17 protein-coding genes are annotated in these 20,192 nt (G+C 43.2%); 13 read left to right on the top strand and 4 right to left on the bottom strand.

Translation table 11 applies throughout. The features are described 5' to 3' along the window. The 12 genes from WD019_RS13950 to WD019_RS13895 all read left to right on the top strand — a co-directional run. Positions 1 to 2,414 (top strand): CDP-glycerol glycerophosphotransferase family protein (locus tag WD019_RS13950; protein ID WP_425711887.1); only part of this gene is annotated, 2,414 nt, incomplete at its 5' end. A gap of 267 nt (positions 2,415 to 2,681) precedes the next feature. After that, positions 2,682 to 2,990: a PTS sugar transporter subunit IIB gene (locus WD019_RS13945; protein WP_425711891.1), complete on the top strand. Its 309-nt coding sequence runs from the start codon at positions 2,682 to 2,684 to the stop codon at positions 2,988 to 2,990. Between the two features lie 30 nt (positions 2,991 to 3,020). After that, entirely contained in the window at positions 3,021 to 4,307 is a 1,287-nt protein-coding gene (locus WD019_RS13940) for a PTS sugar transporter subunit IIC (protein WP_425711886.1), read from the top strand. Positions 4,308 to 4,390: 83 nt separating this feature from the next. Beyond that, positions 4,391 to 4,684, top strand: a complete 294-nt coding sequence (locus tag WD019_RS13935; protein ID WP_051291604.1) for a hypothetical protein — start codon at positions 4,391 to 4,393, stop codon at positions 4,682 to 4,684. A gap of 17 nt (positions 4,685 to 4,701) precedes the next feature. Then, complete coding sequence (locus tag WD019_RS13930) at positions 4,702 to 6,036, top strand: 6-phospho-beta-glucosidase (protein WP_425711885.1); 1,335 nt, start codon at positions 4,702 to 4,704, stop codon at positions 6,034 to 6,036. Then, complete coding sequence (anmK, locus tag WD019_RS13925) at positions 6,036 to 7,202, top strand: anhydro-N-acetylmuramic acid kinase AnmK (RefSeq protein ID WP_425711884.1); 1,167 nt, start codon at positions 6,036 to 6,038, stop codon at positions 7,200 to 7,202. Before WD019_RS13930 ends, anmK begins: the two co-directional genes overlap by 1 nt. 21 nt (positions 7,203 to 7,223) lie before the next feature. Next, the gene (locus tag WD019_RS13920; RefSeq protein ID WP_425711883.1) at positions 7,224 to 7,550 is read left to right on the top strand and encodes a PTS lactose/cellobiose transporter subunit IIA; all 327 of its coding nucleotides are present in this window, start codon (positions 7,224 to 7,226) and stop codon (positions 7,548 to 7,550) included. Positions 7,551 to 7,574: 24 nt separating this feature from the next. After that, positions 7,575 to 8,663 carry a DUF871 domain-containing protein gene (locus tag WD019_RS13915; RefSeq protein ID WP_425711882.1) on the top strand — a complete coding sequence of 363 codons (1,089 nt, stop codon included), beginning with the start codon at positions 7,575 to 7,577 and terminating at the stop codon, positions 8,661 to 8,663. A gap of 26 nt (positions 8,664 to 8,689) precedes the next feature. Continuing rightward, positions 8,690 to 9,580, top strand: a complete 891-nt coding sequence (locus WD019_RS13910; protein WP_425711890.1) for a BadF/BadG/BcrA/BcrD ATPase family protein — start codon at positions 8,690 to 8,692, stop codon at positions 9,578 to 9,580. 76 nt (positions 9,581 to 9,656) lie between these two features. Continuing rightward, positions 9,657 to 11,168: a glycoside hydrolase family 10 protein gene (locus WD019_RS13905; RefSeq protein WP_425711889.1), complete on the top strand. Its 1,512-nt coding sequence runs from the start codon at positions 9,657 to 9,659 to the stop codon at positions 11,166 to 11,168. Between the two features lie 15 nt (positions 11,169 to 11,183). Continuing rightward, positions 11,184 to 11,453 carry a hypothetical protein gene (locus WD019_RS13900; protein WP_425711881.1) on the top strand — a complete coding sequence of 90 codons (270 nt, stop codon included), beginning with the start codon at positions 11,184 to 11,186 and terminating at the stop codon, positions 11,451 to 11,453. Beyond that, positions 11,416 to 12,393: a nuclease-related domain-containing protein gene (locus tag WD019_RS13895; RefSeq protein ID WP_425711880.1), complete on the top strand. Its 978-nt coding sequence runs from the start codon at positions 11,416 to 11,418 to the stop codon at positions 12,391 to 12,393. The genes WD019_RS13900 and WD019_RS13895 overlap by 38 nt, the downstream gene beginning before the upstream one ends. Before the next feature lie 32 nt (positions 12,394 to 12,425). Here WD019_RS13895 and WD019_RS13890 read toward each other — a convergent pair whose 3' ends face one another. Together WD019_RS13890 and secA2 are read right to left on the bottom strand one after the other, a co-directional pair. Beyond that, the gene (locus WD019_RS13890; RefSeq protein ID WP_425711879.1) at positions 12,426 to 13,340 is read right to left on the bottom strand and encodes an accessory Sec system S-layer assembly protein; all 915 of its coding nucleotides are present in this window, start codon (positions 13,338 to 13,340) and stop codon (positions 12,426 to 12,428) included. Between the two features lies 1 nt (position 13,341). Beyond that, positions 13,342 to 15,711 (bottom strand): accessory Sec system translocase SecA2, encoded by a 2,370-nt coding sequence (gene secA2, locus WD019_RS13885; RefSeq protein ID WP_425711878.1) that lies wholly within the window; start codon positions 15,709 to 15,711, stop codon positions 13,342 to 13,344. 369 nt (positions 15,712 to 16,080) lie between these two features. On the opposite strand from secA2, the gene WD019_RS13880 reads away from it, so the two are divergent. Further along, positions 16,081 to 18,168: a SpoIID/LytB domain-containing protein gene (locus WD019_RS13880; RefSeq protein WP_425711877.1), complete on the top strand. Its 2,088-nt coding sequence runs from the start codon at positions 16,081 to 16,083 to the stop codon at positions 18,166 to 18,168. Positions 18,169 to 18,223: 55 nt separating this feature from the next. On the opposite strand, the gene WD019_RS13875 is transcribed toward WD019_RS13880, so the two are convergent. Then, complete coding sequence (locus tag WD019_RS13875) at positions 18,224 to 19,132, bottom strand: C39 family peptidase (RefSeq protein WP_425711876.1); 909 nt, start codon at positions 19,130 to 19,132, stop codon at positions 18,224 to 18,226. Positions 19,133 to 19,226: 94 nt separating this feature from the next. After that, complete coding sequence (locus tag WD019_RS13870) at positions 19,227 to 20,171, bottom strand: LCP family protein (protein WP_425711875.1); 945 nt, start codon at positions 20,169 to 20,171, stop codon at positions 19,227 to 19,229. Between the last annotated feature and the right edge of the window lie 21 nt (positions 20,172 to 20,192).

Genomic DNA, 20,192 nt, shown 5'->3' with positions numbered 1-20,192 from the left:
TGTATGGTATTACGCCATATTTTACAATTAAGGCGTTTAAATTATCACTTCAAGTAGATGAATTTGAAAGGGATGTATTTCTTTATCTGAAAAAAATGATGCGCTGGGCCTGGTTGCTCCGCCTATTTTATCGAAAACGTGAAATTTGGGTTGTTGGTGAACGTCCATATAAAGCACAAGATACAGGTTATCATTTTTTTAAATATATGAGGCAAAATCATCCAAAACGTAATGTGTTTTATGTTATTGAGGAGAACTCTACAGAATTAAGAAATATCAAAGATTTAGGGAATATCCTTTATTTTAAGTCAAAGGAGCACATTTGGCATACGTTGATGGCAACCCGTATAATTGGATCTCATCATCCCGATTATCTTTATCCATTACGTACAAATGAATTTAAGAAAGCTGTTAAAGCTAAAAAAATATTTTTGCAACATGGTGTAATGGGCACGAAAAACACGGTTCACTTTTATGGAAAGAGCTCTCCCAGCTTTTCTACCGATTTGTTTATCGTAAGCTCTGATTTTGAAAAACGAATGATTGTTAACGATTTTGGATACGATTCTTACGAAGTCGCGGTTACTGGTTTATCACGTTTTGACAGTTTACTGAAAAAAGATGTTGATAAAAAAAGGCAACTTTTAATTATTCCTACTTGGCGTGAGTGGCTAGTTACGGATGATGCGTTTTTAGAAAGTGAGTACTTTGACCGTTATCGCGAATTAGTTTATCATCCGAGTCTACATGATCTCGCGAATAAATATCAATTTGAAATTATCCTTTGTTTACACCCTAACATGCAAAAATTCACACATTTTTTCAAAGACGCGCCCGTTAGAGTAATAAGTCAGGGGGAAGTTGATGTTCAATACTTAATGAAAGAAAGTGCAATGATGCTCACTGATTATTCAAGTGTTGGCTTTGACTTTAGTTTCTTGCATCGTCCTATTCTTTATTACCAGTTTGATAGGAAACGATTTATAGGAAAACGAGGGTCACATCTTGATTTAGATAACGATCTACCGGGGGATATTGTGTATGATGTTAACGAAATTCTTCAACATATTGAAGAATATGCTAAAAATGACTTTTTAATGAAACCGGAAAATCAAGTGAGAGCTTCTAAGTTTTTAAAATACACGGATCTTAATGCAAGTAAACGTATTTATGAGGCAGTTGACAAATTTAAAACGAGGAAGTCTATTCTTAAAAAGATATCCGAAGATGAACTTGTTAGAGCATTTTATAAACGGTTCCGAAAAAGTCACTACTATTTTCCAACTATGCATTTCTTATACAATATCATGCGACGTGTCTTACCAGTTGATAATAAGTTAATTGTTTTCGAAAGTGGAGTCGGTAAACAATATGCGGATAGTCCAAAGATGATTTATGAGGAAATCATTAAGCGTGGCTTGAAATTTAATAAAGTCTGGTTTTATAATAAAAAACATCGTTTTCATGATGACCATACGATACGTGTGGCACGGTTAAGCCCAAAATATTATTATTACTTAGCTAAAGCTAAATATTGGGTTAATAACCAAAATTTCCCTACTCATCTGAAGAAAAGAAAAGAGACAATTTATATTCAAACTTGGCATGGAACACCATTGAAAAAAATGGCGTTTGATATTAAACAGGTCCATGGACGAAGCGAAGATTATGTAGAACGGATATATAAAGCGAGCCAAAGATGGGACTGTTTAATTTCACCCAGCGAATATGCAACAAATGCATTCAAAAGTGCCTTTCGATATACCGGGAATATACTTGAGGTAGGCTATCCGCGAAACGATATTTTTTATAAACCGGAAAAAGAGAAGATGGCTGAAATAGTTAAAGAGCGCCTTGGATTGCCTGAAAATAAAAAAGTTATCCTTTATGCACCTACTTTTCGTGACAATCAAAAGGAGAAGAACAAATTTGTATTTGATATCCCGTTTGATTTTGAACAGCTGAAAGAGAAACTGGGGGAAGAATATATTCTTCTCTTGCGGATGCATGTTGTCGTTAGTGGCAAGATCCATATCCCGGAAGAAGTTCGAGATTTTGTTTACAATGTCTCGAAATACCCGGATATTCAAGAGCTTTATTTAATTACGGATATTTTAATGACCGATTATTCTTCCGTTATGTTTGACTTTGCCAATTTGAAGCGGCCGATGTTGTTTTACACGTATGACTTCGAGTTGTATCGAGATCAGCTGCGCGGATTCTATATGAATTTTGAAGAGGAAGCGCCGGGGCCTTTTCTGCGAACGACGGATGACATCATCGATGCGGTCCGTAATATTGATCAGATTCAACAGCGCTATGGCGAACGGTACGAAGCATTTTATGAAAAATATTGCGGCTTAGAAGATGGAAAAGCTACCGAGCGTGTTGTAGACCGACTTTTTTCTAAATAGACGAAACTAAAAAACGCCAATCAAGGCGTTTTTTAGTTTTCCGGCAAACATTCCAGAGTATGTCGAAAGCTATCCTTTGGAAATGTCGATTTACAATGATTGAAATAAAATTTTGAAGTATTATAAAATTGTATTGAAATTAAATTTCATCATTGTATAATAGAGGTAAATGTTTGAATTTTTCCAATCTTTATTGGGGGTGATCGGGATTCGCCAATAGACTAAACGGATGTTGAAGATAGATAAAATGGGGAGGAACGATAAATGATGAAAGTTTTATTTGTGTGCTCAGGAGGCATGTCAAGTGCAATTGTTGTAAGCGCTTTAAAAAAAGAAGCTGAAAAGCAAGGGATGGAAATGGAAGTGCTTGCGATCGGTACGGGTGAATTGGAAAACGAAGTTGACAATGGCTGGGATGCTATTATGGTTGCCCCTCAAGTAAGGCACCGGTTGGATTCGGTAAAGAAAATTGCGGATGAAGCTTCCATCCCGTGTGGTCCGATTCCACCGCAAGCATATACACCTTTAGGCGGGCCGCTATTGCTACAAAAGTTGAAAGAACTTTTAAACATGTAAGTAAACGTTAAATGTAACGGGGGGGTTTACATGAGTTTTGTCGATTTTTTAGAAAAGAAATTGTCCGGGCCAATGGCAAAAATTTCGGAGCAGCGCCATTTAAGAGCGATTCGCGATGGCGTCATTTCCGCGCTGCCGTTCATTATTGTCGGAAGCTTCTTTTTGATATTGGCCTTCCCACCGGTTCCGAAAGACTGGGCAATCGCTCTATGGGCGAAAAAGCATATTTTTGAAATTTTAATTCCTTACCGCCTGACGATGTTTATTATGACCTTATACATTTCTTTCGGTTTAGGCTATAACCTGGCAAAAAGCTATAAATTAGACCCGCTTTCAGGCGGCCAATTATCGGTTGCCGCGCTTTTACTCACCATTACCCCGCAACTCGTCAAAGGACAATTTATGCTGCCAATGACGAATCTGGGAGGGCACGGATTGTTTGTTGCGATGCTCGTTTCGATCGTTTCCGTTGAAATATTGCGATTTTGCAAGACGAAGCGAATTACAATAAAAATGCCCGAACAAGTGCCGTCATCGGTGTCGCGTTCGTTTGAAGCACTCATTCCTGTCGCCATCGTCATTTTATTAATGTCACTTGTAACCGTCGTATTCGGCGTCGATTTGCATCATGTCGTTGAACAAGTTGTCAGTCCTTTTGTTAAAGCAGGGGACAGCATTTTTGGCGTTCTCGTACCGGTTATTCTCATCGTTTTCTTCTGGTCGTTTGGGATTCACGGAGATTCCGTTGTCGGTCCGGTAGCGCGGCCGTTATGGGAAGTGTACCTTGCGAAAAACGCGGAAGTGGCGGCGACTGGTTCGCAAAACTTGCCGTATACGGCTCCAGAAACGTTTTTCCAATGGTTCATCTGGATCGGCGGTTCCGGGGCGACTTTAGGTCTCGTTCTTGCGATGATTTTCTTTTCCCGTTCCAAATATTTAAAAGCGGTGGGAAGGACGGGGGTCATTCCAGGGATATTCAATATTAATGAGCCCATCGTATTTGGGGCGCCAATCGTATTGAATCCACTATTGATCATTCCGTTCGTCATTACGCCGATTGTCACGACGATTCTTTCGTATGTCGCAACGACAACCGGATTAGTATCTGCGACGTATATTATGCCGCCATGGACTTTGCCGGCTCCGATTGGCGCTTATTTGGCGACTGGCGGCGACTGGAGAGCGGTCGTCCTTGTCGTCATCAATATCGCCATTTCCTTTGTCATCTACTTCCCATTTTTCAAAATATATGACCATAAGATGGCGAAGATGGAACAAAGCGAGCAGGCTGATAGCGGCACTACTTTATCGATGTAAGCGAACAGGGGGACAAGAATTCCAAATAAAAGTGAGAGTCGTTTTTCGCGCGCTTCTCACTTTTCCTTTTGAGGTGATTGCATATGGATAGCGAAGGAAGATTGCGGAGATTTAGCCTTAAGGGCATTTTTACGTTTTTATTGATCGTTTGCGGATCAAATATTGTCTTTGTCCCGGTTCTTACAGCGCTCGGGATTCGGAAAGACATCAGCCTTTTTATCAGCACGAGCATTTCGGCAAGTATGGCGTTGACGATCGTTCTTACGTATATCGATGCCATTTTTAAAGAAAGGAAGCCCCTTTTGAAATGCTTTCTATTCTCGTTGGCCGGATGTTCGGCATTATCTTACCTACTAATCTATTTAACGAAAATTTAAGATCAGGGGTGTTTAACATGGGCAATAAAGGAGTGAAGATTGTTACGATCGGCGGAGGATCGAGTTATACGCCCGAGCTGATCGAAGGGTTCATTAAGCGGTATGAGGAATTGCCCGTTCGTGAGTTGTGGCTCGTCGATATTGAAGAGGGAAAAGAGAAATTGGAAATCGTCGGCTGTTTGGCGCAGCGAATGGTAAAAAAGGCGAAGGTCCCGATCAGCATCCATTTAACATTGGATCGCAGGGAAGCTCTGAAGGATGCGGATTTTGTCACGACTCAGATGCGTGTCGGATTGCTTGAGGCGAGAATTAAAGACGAGAGAATTCCACTCTCGCACGGGGTGATCGGGCAGGAAACGGTTGGTGCAGGCGGCCTGTTTAAAGGGCTGAGGACGATCCCGGTCCTACTTGACATCGCAGAAGATATGCAAGAACTGTGTCCGAATGCGTGGCTTATTAATTTCACAAACCCGGCGGGCATGGTAACAGAGGCCTTGCTTCGCTACAGCCAGCATAAAAAAGTCGTCGGCGTCTGCAACTTGCCAATTCATACAAAAATATCAATCGCGAAATTGCTCGGGGTCGAGGAAAGCAGGGTTCACATTGATTTTGCCGGTTTGAATCACCTCGTTTACGGATTAAACGTCTATTTGGACGGAGAAGTCGTGACGAACCGGGTCATCGATATGTTGACGGATCCCGGGAAGCAATTGACGATGAAGAACATCGCTCCGATTCCGTGGCAGCCGGATTTCTTGAAATCGATCGGCATGCTTCTCTGCCCTTATCATCGTTATTATTACAAGACGAAAGAAATTCTTGAGGAAGAACTTGAATCCTTTCAATCCGGCACGACGCGGGCGGAAGTGGTAAAACGCCTCGAGGAAGAGCTGTTCGAGCTATACCGTGATCCGAATTTAAAGGTTAAACCACCGCAACTTGAAAAGCGCGGGGGCGCCTATTATAGCGATGCTGCTTGCCGTTTAATTTCTTCCATTTACAATGATAAGCACGACATTCAAACCTTGAATGTGCGAAATAACGGGGCTATTGCCGGTTTCCCAAATGAATCCGCAGTTGAAGTCAATTGTGTCGTCACAAAGGATGGACCAAAGCCGATCGCAGTCGGAGAACTTCCGGTTGAAGTGAACGGGCTCATCCAACAAATGAAATCGTTTGAGAGGGTAGCGGCCGAAGCAGCGGTTACAGGAGCATACGAGAAAGCCTTGCTTGCGATGACGATTAACCCGCTCGTCCCGGGTGACCAGGTCGCCAAAGCAGTCCTTGATGAACTGCTTGAAGCCCATAAAGAGCATTTGCCGCAATTTTTTAACGAGGCGGCGCTTGCGTAATGTTCGCGGTTGGATTAATGTCCGGGACGTCTCTTGACGGCATCGATGCGGCGTTAGTTGAAATCGAGAATAGTAGCATCGCTACAAACGTAAACTTAATAGACTTTTTGACAATTCCTTTTTCCAAAGAAATCAAAAAAGAAATCGAAAGCAGCCTATCGGCAGACCGGTCGAATGCTCAGCTCATTTGCAGCTTGAATTTTAAGCTCGGGCACCTATTTGCCGACGCCGTGAAAAAAATTTGCAAGAAAAATAAATTGCCCATTGAAAGACTTGATTTTATCGGGTCACACGGGCAAACGATCTACCATCAGCCGCATGATGAAGGAGCTTTCGTTCGGTCTACGTTGCAAATCGGCGAGCCAGCGGTGATCAGCTATGAAACGAACACGCTCGTCGTTTCCAATTTTCGGACGATGGATATGGCGGCCGGCGGCCAGGGAGCCCCATTAGTCCCGTATACAGAGTACGTTTTATACCGTAGCCAGGAGAAAAATCGTGTTTTGCAAAATATCGGCGGTATTGGAAATTGTACGGTTTTGCCTATGAATGCGTCTCTTGATGACGTTTATGCGTTCGATACGGGGCCGGGAAATATGATCATTGATGAAGTGTGCAGGCGATTGTTTAACGTACCTTTTGACAAAGAAGGAAGGCTTGCCGCACTAGGGTCTATCCATAAACAATTGCTCAACGAGTGCATGAGCCATCCATTTATTGCTAAAAAACCGCCGAAGACGACAGGACGGGAAATGTTTGGCAAGGAATTTACGGCGGATCTGCTGCGTAAATTTAGCCATGTATCAAAGCATGATGTGCTCGCAACGGTGACGTTTTTTACGGCAACGTCAATTGCTGAAAATTACCGGGCATTCATTTTCCCGAAAGTCAAAGCCGATGAAGTGATCATCGGAGGGGGAGGAAGCTATAACCTGACGCTCGTTTCAATGATTAAAGAACTGCTGAAAGATGAATGCTCTGTTGGCATTCAAGAAGACTTCGGATTTTCTTCGGAAGCAAAAGAAGCGGTTGCCTTCGCCCTTTTGGCCAATGAGACGCTGTCCCAAAACCCGGGCAATGTCCCAAATGCTACAGGCGCAAGAGAGCCGGTCATTTTAGGAAACATTACGTTCCCTCCAGGGCAAAAGTACAGAACAATCGACTAGTAGAGGAGGAAATTGGAGGAGATGAACCCAACCTTTGAAAATGAGATTTTTCAAATGATCGCCCATGGCGGCAATGCCCGTTCATTGGCCTATAAAGCATTAACAGCCGCTGAAAATTACGATTTCGAAAAAGCGGAAGAGTTGATGAAAGAAGTTCAGCAAGAAATGCTCATCGCCCATAAAACACAGACGAAATTGATCCAGGAAGAATTGAATGGCTCTAAAATTGAAAAATCGCTCTTGCTTATTCATGCCCAGGACCATTTAATGACGGCGATTTCCGAACAGAAATTAATCGAGCACATGATCCGGATCATCAAAAAACTAAAAGAAGATAAAGAAGCGTAAAGCGTCATAAAGGAGCGATGAAGAATGAAACAGCTTGGCATTTCCATTTACCCGGAACATTCGACGGTTGAAAAAGATAAGGAATATATCGGGCTCGCCCACCAGTACGGATTCAAGCGCATTTTCACCTGTCTTTTGTCGGTTGAAGGCGATGCCGGGAAGATCATCAAAGACTTCAAGGAAACGATCTCGTTTGCCAGCGATTTAGGAATGGAAACGATTGTCGATATTTCCCCCCGGGTGTTTGACCGTCTCGGAATTTCCTATAGCGACCTCTCGTTTTTTCATGAACTGGGGGCGTCCGGCATTCGGCTTGACCTCGGGTTTTCCGGAAGAGAGGAAGCGATGATGACCTATAATCCGTATGGTTTGAAAATCGAACTGAATATGTCGAACGGAACGAAATACATTGACAACATTTTAAGTCATCAGCCGAATAAAGAGCGGTTAATTGGCTCGCATAATTTTTACCCGCACCGCTATACCGGGCTTTCTTATGAACATTTTCTCAAATGTAGCAGGCAGTTTAAAAGTGCGGGTCTGAAAACGGCAGCATTCATCCATTCAAACGATGCCACTTTCGGGCCGTGGCCGGTAACAGAAGGATTGTGCACCCTTGAAATGCACCGCGGGCTGCCGATTCATGTTCAGGCGAAACACCTTTTTCAAACAGGCGTCATCGATGATGTGATCATTGCCAACGCCTATGCTTCGGAGGAAGAATTGCGGCTGCTTGCGGAAGTTGACCGTGATGTGCTCACATTTTCCGTCCATTTGCATGAGTCGATCACCGAGTTAGAGAAAAAAATCGTGTTGGAAGAACCTCATGTTTATCGTGGGGACGTCTCGGACTATCTTGTTCGTTCAACACAAAGCCGTGTGAAATATAAAAGCGAATCCTTCCCGCCGACATATACGCCAGACATTCGCCGTGGCGACCTTTTAATCGAGAACGAATTGTACGGCCAGTACAAAGGGGAACTGCAAATCGCCTTAAAAGAGATGAAAAACTCGGGGAAAACGAACGTCGTCGGCCGCATCAAAGACGAAGAACTTTTTTTGCTCGATGTTCTAGGGTCGTGGGATGCTTTTCGATTTACGTTAAAGAAGTGAAAGCGGGTGAGGGACGGTTGGACTATATGATCGGCGTGGATGGCGGCGGAACGAAAACAGAAGCCGTCGCTTTTCGCTTAAATGGAGAAGAGGCAGGGAGAGGAATAAGTGGTTTCGGCAACGTATTAATCGACTATCGGGAGGCAACCGCTCATATTATAGAAGCGATTCGCCAATCGCAGCAAGGACTTGAGCCGGGAAAATGCCTCTGTATTTACTTAGGCCTTGCTGGAATCGAAAGCGCGGATCCGGAACCGTTAACAATAAAACTTACCGGCGAGTTCCGGGCGAAAGTGAAAATTGTCAATGATGCGGTCATTGCGCATGCCGCCTTATTAAAAGGAAATGACGGAATATTAACGATTGCAGGAACAGGTTCCATTTGCATCGGAAAATATCGATCCCGCTATGACTATGCGGGAGGATGGGGGCATTTGCTCGGCGATGAAGGGAGCGGCTATTGGATCTCGCTTCAAGCGTTGAAACAAATGGCCATCGAATCGGATGCCGGTTTGCCGCCAGGCCCTCTCAGCAGAGCATTATTGAAAGAATTGCAGCTAAAACAAGTAAAAGAGATTAAAAGATTCGTTTACTCGTCGACAAAGGATGAGATGGCTGCACTAGTCCCGTGTATTGTGAATCTAGCCAATGGCGGAGATGGACAGGCACTATCCATTTTGAATCAGGCAGGGGAAGAGTTAGCTAAACTAACGGGCTCTCTTTATAAAAAGCTAGGTTTTCCTCAAAATGTTCAGATTGCGTTGAAAGGGGGGATCCTTCAATCGATTCCGTACGTTCAAGATTCGTTTACTTCATCGGTGAAGCAAAAAATTCAGCGTGCACGCTTCGTCACAGAGGACGTTTCGTCGGCAAAAGGAGCATTTTATTTGGCTTTGCAAGAAATGAATGATCAATAGATTGGGAGGAGATCATGTGAAGTCGGCATGGCGAGCAGGAAAATGGTTGTTTGTTTTAAGTTTTTTCGGTTGCGTTATGTTCCCCGGAACGATGGCGAAGGCGAAAAATGGTGGGGACTCCCCTTATGTCAAACGGGAATTGCGCGCCGTTTGGATCGCGACGGTAGCGAACATCGATTGGCCGTCAAAACCTGGCCTTCCTATTCAGCAGCAAAAAGCGGAGTATACGGGAATGCTTGATAAAGCAAAAGCGATGGGAATGAATGCGGTCGTCGTTCAAATCAAACCGACGGCCGATAGCTTTTACCCGTCTAACTACGGCCCATGGTCCAAATATTTAACCGGTGTGCAAGGAAAAGACCCGGGCTATGACCCTCTTGCGTTTATGGTGGAAGAGGCCCATAAACGTAACCTAGAATTCCACGCCTGGTTTAATCCGTACCGCATTACGTTAGAAAAAGGGCTGACGATCGATAATTTATCGGCCGACCATCCAGCACGAAAACACCGTGATTGGGTCGTCAGCTACGGCGATCAGCTGTATTATAATCCCGGTATTCCAGAAGCGGAAGATTTTATCATCGATGGCGTCATGGAAGTGGTAAAACGGTATGACATTGATGCGGTGCATATGGATGATTATTTTTACCCGTACCGCGTTGCAGGACAGGATTTCCCCGATCAAGAAACATACGAGAAATACGGAATGGGCAAGTTTGCGAACAAAGATGACTGGCGAAGGGACAATGTGAATCACCTCATTAAAAAACTTTCAGCCAAAATCAAGCAGGAAAAAAACTATGTGAAATTCGGCATCAGCCCATTCGGCGTCTGGCGGAATCAAGCGGTGGACCCGACTGGATCGGACACGACGGCTGGCCAAACGAACTACGATGATTTATTTGCCGATACGAGAACGTGGATTCAGCAAGGCTGGATTGATTATATCACGCCACAAATTTATTGGGCATTCGGATTTAAACCGGCCGCTTATGAGAAGTTGATTGATTGGTGGACGAAAGAAGTGGACGGCAGGAACATTCATTTGTATATTGGACAGGCCGATTACAAGATTGCGAACAATTCGGATCCCGCTTGGAACAATCCCGATGAACTTCCGAACCAGCTGAAGTACAACAGGCTGTTTCCGCAAATCCAGGGAAGCATGCACTTCAGCTTTAAAGATTTGGACCGCAATCCGCTCAGCATTAAAGACCGCCTGACGAACGATGTGTATCCATACCCTGCATTAGTTCCGACAATGCCGTGGCTGGACGACGCTCCGCCGAAGCGGCCGACCTTAATGAAAGCAAAAAGAAGTGATGAAGGGGTCAAGCTTTTGTGGAAAGATCAAAAGAAAAGTGATGCCGCCTATTATGTCATTTACCGGTTCGAAGGAGAGGATTTCAATTTTACGAACCCGAAACATATTATCGCAACCGTCCGAAAAAATGGTGACAGCAAGCAGTCCTATGTCGATACAACGGAGGAACCCGGCAAGCGTTATATGTATGCGATCACCGCTGTCGACCGGCTCCACAACGAAAGCAAGCCAAGCCGATTAGCATTTGTCAAAAGCGCCCCTTAAGAGGGCGCTTTTGAATTGGCGGATAGAGCACCCGAATTGGCGGATAGAGCACCCGAATTGGCGGATAGAGCACCCGAATTGGCGGATAGAGCACCCGAATTGGCGGATAGAGCACCCGAATTGGCGGATAGAGCACCCGAATTGGCGGATAGAGTTGCCCACATTGAAGGAGAAATTACATCTGATAGCAGGAATTGTGGTTCGTGTGCAGAAATTAATCTAAAAATCAAGAAGGGGAGTGTCATTATTGATTGTAAAAGATCGAAAAATACCGCTAAAAATTAGAAAGTTGAAAGCTTTGTTGAGGCGGTTACATCATTCGCATCCAAAATACAGTGAAGTGGAAGAAGAGTTAGCAAAAAGTTTGGCGGGCTTTAAAGGAGAGCAGTCGCTGGACTATTATTTAAGATCCCTTCCCGATCAAGAATACTTCATTTTCCATGATCTCCGACTTTCAGATGGGGCATACTTCTTTCAAATCGATACATTAATTCTGTCCACATCTTTTATTCTCATCATCGAAGTGAAAAATATTTCAGGCACCCTGATTTTCGATCCGGCCTTCCAACAACTTATTCGTACAAACAATGGGATGGAAGAAGTGTTTTCAGATCCGATTCAGCAGGTCAACTTTCAAACGTTCAAATTTACGGAATGGCTGAAAAACAAACATTTCCCCGCAATACCGATCGAACCCCTTGTTGTTATGGCGAATTCAAACACGATTATTAAAACATCACTCCATCAGAAGTTACCGCTGCAAAGTGTCATTCGGAGCACAAAACTGCTTGAGAAAATCTACGAGTATAAAGAGACCCACAAAGAAGAAAAATTCTCCAAAAAGGACATCCGCAAATTATGTAACCTTCTTTTAAACTGGCATGTCCCCAAAAATTTCGATGTACTTCAGCGATTTCAAATTAATAGATCCGATCTTCTAATGGGCGTTCATTGTCCTGAATGCAAAAAACTCTCGATGGAAAGAAAGTGGGGAAAATGGGTTTGCACAACCTGCTCTTTTTCCTCAAGAGATGCCCATAAAAATGCTTTAAACGACTATTTTCTTCTCTTTCAATCCTCCATCACGAATGAGCAATTCAGGAATTTTTTACAGCTTCCTTCTAGCTCTATTGCCTACAAACTATTAACTTCAATGAACTTGCCACATTCGGGAACGAAAAGATGGAGGGAGTATGATTTATTTTTTGATGAATCGATTGAATAGCATAATAAAAAACACCCTTTGAAGGGCGTTTTTTAAGCTTGCTGATGTTCCGGCAAAAAGACTCTCCATCTGGAAAGATCGATTTCCTTCGTCTCCAATAACGATTCCGGGAAGATGAACGTCCACGGTTTACTTGTGTTGGCTTTTACCTCAAAGTGATTCATTTGGAAGCCGCCTTTTGCGACAACTTGTCCGCTTGCATCTTCGACGAAAAGCGGGATTTGCTCAATGTGAATATCTTTTTCGCTGCCGTTTCGGATCAAGAGAGTGACATGCAATTCATCCGCATCGCTCATTCTTGCTTCAATTCCCATAAAATTAATTTCACCGGAGGCAAGTGGCGGGAGATTGTTTACCAATTCTCGCAATCTCGTTTTTTGCACATCATTTAAGTTGTTTTCCCATGCTTCATCCAACATGAGCGAATGCCCGGACGGTTCCTTTTGTCTTAGCTCAAAAGCTAACGTCCAATTGTCAATAGGAAACGATTCCGCCACTACATCTTCTTCTGAAAAAAGGAAAGTCCATGGCCTGCAAGCATTAGGGGGAATCTCTCCTAAAATTTCAAGGTCAAATGTTTTTCGGGCGGCAATTTTTCCTTCTCTATCAAGCAACAATAGGACTACTTCTTCAAACCGGATCGGCTTCTCGACCGTATTCCGAATAAACGCATTGACGATAAAAAATTCATTGTCCTGGACAATGTCAATACCCGAGATGGACACTTGATTGGGCTTTAATTTTGGCAATTGGGCATGGTGAAAGCCGTAAACGTATCGTTCCTGGTTGGAAACGTCCCAATCCGGATGAAAATCAAGATATGTTTCCACCTCTTGTTCATCTCCGGGTGTTTCCTGTCTGGTTGCCTCGCGTTCGACAAAGTTTTCAGCCTCAACAGAAGCATCCTTTTCTTCCACATTTTTATTTTTTTTAAATAATGAAAGCATCTTATCCCTCCGTTCCTGCCCGCACTACTTTTATCCGATGTGCAAGCTGAATGGCAAGCTGTTCGTGCCATTCTCTTTGCATTTCTTTAAATAATTCAAACGCATCCCGTTCATACATCCGGTACGGGTCTTCTTGAGCGTAGCTGTTTAAATGAATCCCTTCTTTCACAAAGTTAATCCGGTCTAAATGCTGCAGCCATAGTTCATCTAAGGCGCGCAACATTAAAATTTTCATTTCTTTCTCGATCGCCTGTTTTTCTTCCTCGGTGAACGAATCGAGGCATTCTTTCCGTTTCGCCAAAAGTTCATCTACTTTAACTTCGACATCTTCATACTCCAATCCTTTAAAATCGGCAAGTTGAATCGGTTGATCAGGAAAAATGTCGGCCAATTTTGCAGTGAAACCGCCCATGTCCCAATCTTCACATGCCGTATCTTTTAAACAGAACGTTTCAATTAAATGCTCAGCATGCTCTTTGACACTACTGCTTGCGATCGATAAAACAGCCGTTTCCTCAAGCAGACGGTTGCGGAGGGCGTAGACAACTTTCCGCTGCTGGTCAGATACATCATCGATTTTTAACAAATGTTCGCGGGCCGAGAAAAAGATGCCTTCAATCGCCAGCTGGATTTTATTCACAAACTTGAGCGGATCAGGCTGAATGACTTCTCCTTCCTCGTTCGTCACCACCTTCTTTTTCCAGCGCTCCATTTCGTCTTTATCAAATTTCATAAACAGTTCATCTTCTAGCGACAAAATAAATTGGGAAGAGCCCGGGTCCCCCTGGCGTCCGGCACGTCCGCGAAGCTGATTGTCGATTCTCCGGCTTTCGTGGCGTTCCGTTCCGATGATGTGCAAGCCGCCGAGCTCTGCGACACCTTCACCGAGCAAAATATCAGTACCGCGGCCGGCCATGTTTGTTGCGATCATAATGCTTCCTTTTTGCCCGGCTAAAGAGATGATTCGAGCTTCCTGTTCTTCGCTTTTGGCATTCAATAAAAGATGCGGGAGCTTTTCCTTTGTTAAAAGCCCGGATAAATATTCCGACTGTTCGATCGACGTCGTTCCGACAAGGATCGGGCGTCCGGTTTCATGGTATTTTCGAATGTCAGCCACGATCCGTTTATATTTGTCTTCAAGCGTTGCAAAAACGACATCGGGAAGATCGATCCGCTGCTTCGGCTTGTTTGTCGGCACCTCGATCACATGCAGCCCGTATGTATGCTGAAATTCCGCTTTTTCGGTGGACGCTGTACCGGTCATCCCGGCAAGCAAAGAATAAAGCCGGAAATAATTTTGAATGGTGATGGTCGCCTGAGTTTCGTTTTCATCCTTAATTTCGAGCCCTTCTTTTGCTTCAATCGCTTGCTGAAGCCCTTCAGAATAACTGCGACCTTCCATGACCCTGCCAGTGAATGAATCGACCAAGAGCACTTCGCCATCTTTAATAATGTAGTCAACATCCCGTTTCATTACCGTATGGGCGCGTAATGATTGCAAAATAAAATGGTACAAAAGCTGGTGCTGAGCATCAAATAGGTTTGAAATACCAAACATTTTCTCGACGACTTCGGTTCCTTTTTCCGTTAAAAAAAGTTGCTTCGAGTCAACAACCACTTCATAATGCACATCTTTTTTCAATCCTGAAACGACCTGGTTTGTAATGTAAAAAAGGTCTGCACAAAGGTGCGACTTATTGGCGATAATAAGCGGCGTCCTGGCTTCATCAATCAGGATGCTGTCAATTTCATCAATAATCGCATAATAAAGCGGCCGTTGAACTTTTTCAGAAGGATCCAGCACCATATGGTCACGCAAGTAATCAAACCCGAATTCATTCCCCGTTCCGTATGTAATATCAGCCTTGTAAGCCTCTTGCTTCGATTCTTTTGACAATTCTGCTAAATTTAAGCCAACCGACAATCCTAAAAACCGGTGAATTCTTCCGATCGTTTCATAATCGCGACGGGCTAGATATTCATTGACGGTAATGACATGAACGCCTTTACCTTTAAGGGCATGTAAGTAGCTTGAAAGGGAAGCGACCAATGTTTTTCCTTCACCTGTTTGCATTTCGGCGATTGAGCCTTCATGAAGGACGAGCCCCCCGAGCAGCTGCACATCATAGTGGCGCTGGCCGAGAACGCGTTTCGCCGCCTCCCGAACGACGGCGAATGCTTCTATTTTTATGTCATCAAGCGACTTGCCCCGTTCTAGTTTCTCTTTAAATTCGATTGTTTTTCCCTTGAGCTCATCATCAGATAAAACGGAAATTTGAGGTTCAAGTTCATTAATGCGCACCACTTGTTTCTTTAATCGTTTAATGTCAGGGGAGTATTCTTGAATGACTTTTTTTACTATTCCTAGCATAATATTTTTCTCCTCTTGTATCGTAAACTAGTTTGCTAATCTGTTACTCTTTGACTATTCCTATGGAAAATATCGGCCAAAAGTCCCTAAATTTAATAGGGAACATATAGGAAGATTATATCATAATCAACCGTCTCTGGATGAGATTTCCTAAAAATAATTGGTGTAATCCTGTAAAAATTTAATTTTCTAGAAAAATAAACAACAGGAGATAGACAACCGATCAAGTAATTTTATGTAAAATTACTAGGAAATAAGACTTATTTTCTATTAAAATAGACAATAGTTGTCGGAAATAGAAGAAATTTTCCGGAACCTGCCGATATAAAAAGTAGAAGTTATGAATCTTATACAATTAGGGGGGCGGAGATGAAAAAGCTTAGTAGAGTGAGTGCTGCGCTGCTTGTCATTTTTATGCTGTTTTCAACATCGAACACATTTGCGGCAAGCAGCTTGAAAGTGTTGTACAAAGGAAAGACAACAGCCAATTTGAATGTGAGAACTTCACCTAGTACGAAAGGGAAAGTTCTTGCCCTATTAAAGAAAGGATCGACAGTCGATGTTGTCGGTACAGCCAGCGGCGGTTGGTTAAAAATCAACTATAAGTCGGGTGTTGCCTATGTGTCCGGGAAATATGTGAAAAAATCGACAGCGGCTGTGGCAAAGCCTGCGGCATTAAAAGTTCTTTATAAAGGGACAACAACGGAAAATTTAAACGTAAGGTCATCCGCGAGCACAAAAGGGAAGTTGCTTGGAACGCTTAAAAAAGGAACGACGGTTGAAGTCGTCAGTGCACAAAGTAACGGCTGGCTGAAAATAAAGTATAAAAGTACATACGCTTATGTATCAGGGAAGTATGTAAAAAAAATAGAAGAAAAACTGCCAAATAAGCCTGAACCGGAAGCTTCAAAAGTTCTTTATAAAGGAAAAACAACGACTGATGGCTTAAATGTAAGAACGCAGCCAAACACCAATGGGAAAATTCTTACTTCCTTAAAGAAAGGATCAATTGTTGAGGTGACCGGGGAAGAGAAGAATGGCTGGCTGAAGATCAAGCATAAGGATTCTTACGGTTACGTTTCTGGCAAGTATGTAGAAAAAGTAAAGGACGAGACGGATCCGCCGACAAAACCAGATGAACCGAAGCCTGAGGTACCGGTCACATACCCTGAAGGATTCAGCCGGACTTTACGCTTAGGAATGAATGGCCTGGATGTCAGAAAGCTGCAAGTGAATTTGAATAAGGCCGGATACCGCGTTGACATCGATAATACGTTTGGCGAGAGCACGGATAAAGCGGTAAAAGCATTCCAAAAATCAATAAACTATAAAGAAACCGGCGTGGCCGGACCGAAAACATTAACGAGGCTACAAGACAAGGCTCAAAATAGCCCCGCATATAAAGGGTATTTATTTACCGGAAAAGGCTGGGGGCATGGTGTCGGGATGACCCAATGGGGAGCAAAAGGTATGGCGGAGGCAGGGTTTAATTACCATCAAATTCTGTCCCATTATTACACAGGGATAACGTTTAAAACGATCGATACGTCGAAAAAAGATGTACGGATAGCGCTATCTCTCGGCTTAAGCAAAGCCGATGTCCAGGGATTAGGCAATTATACCATTCAGGATATGAACGGCAATGTGTTATTTATACCGGCTAAAGCGACTGCGACAACGATTACGGTTCAGAAAGGGAAATTCACCTTAACGAACGGGAACAATACGAAAACGATTGACCGATCCTTTAAAGTTGTTTCTGAAAAAGGGCAATTATTATATTACGATCGTCATAAATATCGGGGAACGTTAGAAATCTCGATGTCTTCAAGCGGAAAAATGGATGTTGTGAACCGTTTGAATGTAGAAGATTACATTCAAGGTGTCGTTCCGTGGGAAATATCGCCGAAATGGCCGACTGAGTCCATTAAAGCGCAAATTCTGGCTGCAAGAAACTATGCGGTGGCGAATATCAAATCACCTGCAAGTAAATTTGATATGTACAACGATGAACGATCCCAGGTTTATGCAGGCGTCAATGTTGAAGCTGCCAATGTGAATCAATTCGTGCAAGCGACGAAAGGGGAAGTCATTTATTACGGAAATACGCTGATCACGGCGTACTTCTCATCTTCTGCCGGCGGGCATACGTTAGATTCGGAACTTGTCTGGTCTTCTGCCGTCCCGTATTTGCGCGGCGTTGAAGATCCATATGACAAATCGGATGACACGGTAAAAGGCTGGACGAAAGAAATGTCCTTTGCTGATCTTGCGAAAAAATTCCCTGAAGTCGGAAATGAAGTGATTGATATTAAAGTCATTCAGACTAGCGGGGGACACGCCGTTAAATTGCGGGTAACCGGAGACCAATCAATGGTTGAACTGAAGGGAGACAAATTCCGCTCACGTGTAGGTTTGAAATCAACGATGTTTACTCCAACTCTAATGAAAAATTAAAGATGAAAAAGAGGGCTTCATTCAAGTGAATGAAGCCTTTTTCTATTCATTCTTCTCACTTTTTATAGCTGATCGCTTGTTTCCCCATTTGCTCCCAGGCGGCAATGAAATCGCTTTTTGCCGCTTTACGGTTTTTTACATTGGCCAACGGATCGTTGAAATAAATATAGTTGTTGTCATAGCCGGTAACGAGGACGGAATGTTCTTTCATCGTAATTTTAATTTTGCCGGTCGGTGTGTACCACGTTTTGAAGTAGGAAGGGGAAAGACGGGCAAAATGCGTGTTCGCAATAACCCAGACCGGCGTCTTTTGATTGAGATATTGAATGACAGTTGAAAAATCTTTCCCGCTTAAGTCTACCGCCCTGTTGCCTAAATACGTCCTTGCCAATTGGAAGACAGGTCCGTGATAAACGCCGTATCCGGGTTTACTAAACGTATACATATTGCCGACAAAGCCTGTGTTCGGATTGCCGAAATACGTCTTCCCGTTTTTTACACGATACGATGTAGGATCTTTTTTTACTTTTTTCGCAAGCGTCATTTTACTAACTTTCTTTCCGGCATGTTGCAGCATCATCGCAAGACTCGTCACTTCACAGCCTCTGGGCAGCTCAGGCATTTGGGAAATGAGAGGAGCGCTAATTAAAACGCGCTTTACAGGGTTTTTCGTCGTAACGATAATCGAAGAAGCCCATCCGGATTTATTTTTGCCGTAAGTCACATGATACCATGTTTTATGGTCAGTTCCCGTCGTCTGTTCATAGGCGTTTAATTTCGTGCCGAATTTCAATGTTTCAATTCTTTTATAGTTTGTCCCAGGGCCTGTTCTTATGTTCCCGCCGGAAACCGATATGTATAATGTCTTTTTTATTTTTGTCACTTTTGCCTGGCCTATTCCCGCCTCAACAAGAAAAGCAAACATTACAACAAATACAATGACAATAAGCCGTAATTTTTTCATCTAACCAATCCCCCTTAATAAAATTCCCTTATACTATTTATACATCGGTTCGACATTTCCTTTGTTAAAAAAATAAGACGGGAAAAATCCCGTCTTATTGATTAAGTCCTAAATGCTTCTTCAATTCGTTGGAGACAGCGAGACGCTCTTGCTCGGGAACGACATAATAAGAAATGCCGTTAATCGTTTGCGGAGAGCCGCCAATCTCTACGGATTGAATATGTTTTCTCGCTCCCATATAGTTAGCCTGAATCGTCTTCATTTCGTCAAACGTCATGTTCGTTTCGATATTTTTGCCGAGAACGTTAATAATGTCATCAAGTTTTGTCAACGTCGAAGGTTTGGCTCCTTCATTGATGACCTTCTGAATGACCTGGCGCTGGCGCTCGTTACGGCCGAGATCACCACGAGGGTCTTTCTTTCTCATACGGGCCCAGTCAAGTGCCTGATCGCCGTTTAATGTCAATTCACCTTGTTTAAACGTATATTTGTGCGTTGTAAAGGTAAACTTATTTTGAACGGTAATGCCGCCAAGTGCATCAATAATTTTCTTAAAGGCCTTCATGTTGACTTTTACATAAAAGTCGACAGGAACATTTAAGAAGTGTTCAACAGTTTGAATCGTCATTTTCGGTCCGCCAAACGCATAGGAATGGTTGATTTTATCAATGGTTCCGTGCCCGACGATTTCAGTCCGTGTATCACGCGGAATGCTTGTCATTTTGATCGATTCATCTTTCGGATTGACCGTGACCATGACGAGCGTATCTGAGCGCCCAACATCATTGGCCCGTTCGTCAACTCCCATAATCAAGATGGAAATGGGCTGGCCGCTTTCAAGATCAAGCGGGCCTGTCCGCAGTTTTGAACCGCTCCAATACTTTGTCGAGTGCATTTCATTGGCTGCGCCTTTGATGGAATGATAGATATAAAATCCGTAACCGCCTGCTGAAAGAAGCAAAATGACAAGGATGGATGAGATGATTTTACGCCAATTTGAACGTTTTTTCTTATGTCGATTCGCTCTTGATTGTTCCATTTATGATCTTCCTCCTTTTTA

The sequence above is a fragment of the Fictibacillus sp. Mic-4 genome (assembly GCF_049843615.1).
In the GTDB taxonomy this organism is placed as follows: Bacteria; Bacillota; Bacilli; order Bacillales; family Fictibacillaceae; genus Fictibacillus_A; species Fictibacillus_A gelatini.
This window is presented reverse-complemented; position numbering and strand designations above follow the sequence as displayed.

What these genes read in the sequence shown, in the direction of transcription:
- WD019_RS13945 (WP_425711891.1), top strand. Translation starts at nt 2,682, where the DNA reads ATGAAAGTTTTATTTGTGTGCTCAGGAGGCATGTCAAGTGCAATTGTT.
- WD019_RS13940 (WP_425711886.1), top strand. Translation starts at nt 3,021, where the DNA reads ATGAGTTTTGTCGATTTTTTAGAAAAGAAATTGTCCGGGCCAATGGCA.
- WD019_RS13935 (WP_051291604.1), top strand. Translation starts at nt 4,391, where the DNA reads ATGGATAGCGAAGGAAGATTGCGGAGATTTAGCCTTAAGGGCATTTTT.
- WD019_RS13930 (WP_425711885.1), top strand. Translation starts at nt 4,702, where the DNA reads ATGGGCAATAAAGGAGTGAAGATTGTTACGATCGGCGGAGGATCGAGT.
- anmK (WP_425711884.1), top strand. Translation starts at nt 6,036, where the DNA reads ATGTTCGCGGTTGGATTAATGTCCGGGACGTCTCTTGACGGCATCGAT.
- WD019_RS13920 (WP_425711883.1), top strand. Translation starts at nt 7,224, where the DNA reads ATGAACCCAACCTTTGAAAATGAGATTTTTCAAATGATCGCCCATGGC.
- WD019_RS13915 (WP_425711882.1), top strand. Translation starts at nt 7,575, where the DNA reads ATGAAACAGCTTGGCATTTCCATTTACCCGGAACATTCGACGGTTGAA.
- WD019_RS13910 (WP_425711890.1), top strand. Translation starts at nt 8,690, where the DNA reads ATGATCGGCGTGGATGGCGGCGGAACGAAAACAGAAGCCGTCGCTTTT.
- WD019_RS13905 (WP_425711889.1), top strand. Translation starts at nt 9,657, where the DNA reads ATGTTCCCCGGAACGATGGCGAAGGCGAAAAATGGTGGGGACTCCCCT.
- WD019_RS13890 (WP_425711879.1), bottom strand. Translation starts at nt 13,340, where the DNA reads ATGCTTTCATTATTTAAAAAAAATAAAAATGTGGAAGAAAAGGATGCT.
- secA2 (WP_425711878.1), bottom strand. Translation starts at nt 15,711, where the DNA reads ATGCTAGGAATAGTAAAAAAAGTCATTCAAGAATACTCCCCTGACATT.
- WD019_RS13880 (WP_425711877.1), top strand. Translation starts at nt 16,081, where the DNA reads ATGAAAAAGCTTAGTAGAGTGAGTGCTGCGCTGCTTGTCATTTTTATG.
- WD019_RS13875 (WP_425711876.1), bottom strand. Translation starts at nt 19,132, where the DNA reads ATGAAAAAATTACGGCTTATTGTCATTGTATTTGTTGTAATGTTTGCT.
- WD019_RS13870 (WP_425711875.1), bottom strand. Translation starts at nt 20,171, where the DNA reads ATGGAACAATCAAGAGCGAATCGACATAAGAAAAAACGTTCAAATTGG.